The sequence below is a fragment of the Streptomyces viridosporus genome (genome assembly GCF_002078235.1).
Taxonomy (GTDB): Bacteria; Actinomycetota; Actinomycetes; order Streptomycetales; family Streptomycetaceae; genus Streptomyces; species Streptomyces viridosporus.
The window spans coordinates 1-3,066 of record NZ_MSGP01000261.1; the positions used below are offsets into that span (position 1 = coordinate 1).

The following is a 3,066-nucleotide window of genomic DNA, read 5'->3' on the forward strand; positions in this document are numbered from 1 at the left end:
GGCGCGCACACCCCCGACGTGGCCCGCGACTGGGACGTGCCCGAACTGCTGAAGGACCACTGCTGATGGAACTGTCCTCACCCCTGGCGTACGCCGATGATCCGCGCGCCGCCGCGGACCGGGCCGCCGCCCTGGAGTCCGCGGGCCTCGACGCCGTCTGGGTGGCCGAGGCATACGGCTTCGACTCTCCGACGATCATGGGATACCTCGCCGCGAAGACCGAACGGATGCGGATCGGCTCGGCCATTCTCAACGTCTACTCGCGCACCCCCGCACTGATCGCCCAGACCGCGGCCGGACTCGACGCCCTCAGCGGCGGCCGCGCCCTCCTCGGCGTCGGCGCCTCCGGCCCTCAGGTCGTCGAGGGCTGGCACGGCCGCCGTTACGACCGCCCGCTGGGCCGCACCCGCGAGGTGATCGAGCTGTCCCGGCGGATCTGGCGACGCGAGGTGATCGAGCACCACGGCATCACCGACCTGCCCCTACCGGCTGAGAAGGGGGGCACCCTCGGCAAACCGCTGAAGCTGCTGAACCACCCGGTCCGCGACGCCATCCCGGTCTACCTCGCGGCGCTGGGCCCGGCCAACGTCCGCATGGCCGCCGAGATCGCCGACGGATGGCTGCCGTTCCTCTACGTCCCCGAGCACGCCGCCGAGGTATGGGGCCGGTCCCTGGCCGAGGGCGGCGCCGCGCGCGACCCCGCGCTCGGCCCGCTCTCGATCGTGGCGGGCGGTCTGCTGGCCATCGGCGACGACGCCGAGGCCGTCCGTGACCTGATGCGCCCCACCGTCGCCCTCTACGTCGGCGGCATGGGCGCGCCCGGCCGCAACTTCTACCACGACCTGGTCTGCTCCTACGGTTACGAGTCCGCCGCGGCCACCGTCCAGGAGCACTACCTCGCGGGCCGCAAGAAGGACGCGGAGGCCGCCGTACCGGCCGAGCTGCTGGAGCAGCTCTGCCTGGCCGGCCCCGAGGGCTACGTCCGCGACCGCATCGAGGTCTTTCGAGAGGCGGGCGTGACCATGCTCAACGTCACCCCCGTCGATCCCGATCCCGCCCGGCTGATCGAGCGCGTGAGGAGTTGGTTGTGACAGTGGAACGAGACCTGTACGGCCCCGACCACGAGGCCTTCCGCGAGACGGTGCGGACCTTCCTCGCCAAGGAGGTGGCCCCGCACCACGAACGCTGGGAGAAGGACGGCGTCGTCGACCGCGAGGTGTGGCGCTCGGCGGGTCGCCAGGGCTTGCTGGGCATGGCCGTCGGCGAGGAGTACGGCGGCGGCGGGACCGACGACTTCCGGTACAGCGCCGTCCTCGTCGAGGAGTTCGCCCGCGCCGGCGCCTCCGGGCTGGCCCTGAGCCTGCACAACGACATCGTCGGCCCGTACCTGACCCGGCTCGCCGACGAGGAGCAGAAACGCCGCTGGCTGCCCGGTTTCACCTCCGGCGACATCGTCACCGCCATCGCCATGACGGAACCCGGCGCCGGTTCCGACCTGCAGGGCATCCGCACCACCGCCACCGACCGGGGCGACCACTACCTGCTCAACGGAGCGAAGACCTTCATCTCCAACGGCATCCTCGCCGACCTCGTCGTCGTGGTCGCCCGCACCACCCCCGAGGGCGGAAGCGGCGGACAGAGCCTGCTCGTCGTCGAGCGCGGCATGGAGGGCTTCGAACGCGGCCGCAACCTCGACAAGATCGGCCAGAAGGCCCAGGACACCGCCGAGCTGTTCTTCAACGACGTGCGCGTCCCCAAGGAGAACCTGCTGGGCGAGGAGAACCAAGCCTTCGCCTACCTCATGGGCAACCTCGCCCAGGAGCGGCTGGCCATCGCGGTCGGCGCCGCCGCCGCGGCGGAGGAGATCCTGGACGTCACCACGCGGTACGTGAAGGAGCGCGAGGCGTTCGGGAGGCCGCTGGCCAAGCTCCAGCACATCCGCTTCGAGATCGCCGAGATGGCCACCGAGACCGCGGTCACCCGGACCTTCGTGGACCGCTGCGTCACCGAACACGGCCGGGGACGGCTCGACGCCGTGGACGCCTCGATGGCCAAGTGGTGGGCCACCGAACTGCAGAAGCGGATCGTCGACCGCTGTCTGCAACTCCACGGCGGATACGGCTACATGAGCGAGTTCCGGGTGGCCCGGGCGTTCCTCGACAGCCGTATCCAGACCATCTACGGCGGCACCACCGAGATCATGAAGGAGATCATCGGCCGCTCGCTGCTCGCTTGAGTGCCGACCCACCTCGACGACACCCGTGCTGCGTTCTCGGCTTTCTCCGGACCCGACATGGAAGGCACCCAAGGTGAGCACCGAAGCGTACGTGTACGACGCGATCCGCACCCCGCGCGGTCGCGGCAAGGCGAACGGCGCCCTGCACGGCACCAAGCCGATCGACCTGGTCGTCGGCCTCATCCACGAGATCCGCGCCCGCTTCCCGGACCTCGACCCGGCGGCGATCGACGACATCGTGCTCGGTGTGGTCAGCCCGGTGGGCGACCAGGGCTCCGACATCGCCCGCACCGCCGCCATCGCCGCCGGGCTGCCCGACACGGTGGCCGGCGTGCAGGAGAACCGCTTCTGCGCCTCCGGTCTGGAGGCCGTCAACCTGGCCGCCGCCAAGGTGCGCTCGGGCTGGGAGGACCTGGTCCTGGCGGGCGGCGTGGAGTCCATGTCGCGGGTGCCGATGGGCAGTGACGGCGGCGCCTGGGCGCTGGACCCGCGTACCAGTCACGCCACCGGGTTCGTGCCGCAGGGCATCGGCGCCGACCTGATCGCCACCCTCGAGGGCTTCTCCCGGCGCGACGTCGACGCGTACGCGGCGCTGTCGCAGGAGCGCGCGGCCACCGCCTGGAAGGAGAACCGCTTCGACCGCTCCGTCGTCCCCGTGCGGGACCGCAACGGACTGTCGGTCCTCGACCACGACGAGCACATGCGCCCCGGCACCACCGCCGAGAGCTTGGCCGCGCTCAAGCCCTCCTTCGCGCAGGCCGGCGAACTGGGCGGCTTCGACGCGGTGGCGCTGCAGAAGTACCACTGGATCGAGAGGATCGACCACGTCC

Annotated in this window: 3 protein-coding genes; all 3 read left to right on the plus strand. The window is 71.2% G+C overall.

The window, feature by feature from the left end; genetic code table 11:
- Nucleotides 1-65: 65 nt before the first annotated feature.
- Nucleotides 66-1,091, plus strand: coding sequence for an LLM class F420-dependent oxidoreductase (locus tag B7L92_RS19220; RefSeq protein ID WP_081238761.1), 1,026 nt, complete (start codon nt 66-68; stop codon nt 1,089-1,091).
- Nucleotides 1,088-2,236 carry an acyl-CoA dehydrogenase family protein gene (locus B7L92_RS19225; RefSeq protein ID WP_107501537.1) on the plus strand — a complete coding sequence of 383 codons (1,149 nt, stop codon included), beginning with the start codon at nt 1,088-1,090 and terminating at the stop codon, nt 2,234-2,236. The genes B7L92_RS19220 and B7L92_RS19225 overlap by 4 nt, the downstream gene beginning before the upstream one ends.
- A gap of 73 nt (nt 2,237-2,309) precedes the next feature.
- A partial coding sequence (locus tag B7L92_RS19230; RefSeq protein ID WP_304364705.1) for a thiolase family protein occupies nt 2,310-3,066 on the plus strand: 757 nt, incomplete at its 3' end.

Coding starts and splice junctions, on each gene's coding strand:
- B7L92_RS19220 (WP_081238761.1), top strand. CDS start 66: ATGGAACTGTCCTCACCCCTGGCGTACGCCGATGATCCGCGCGCCGCC.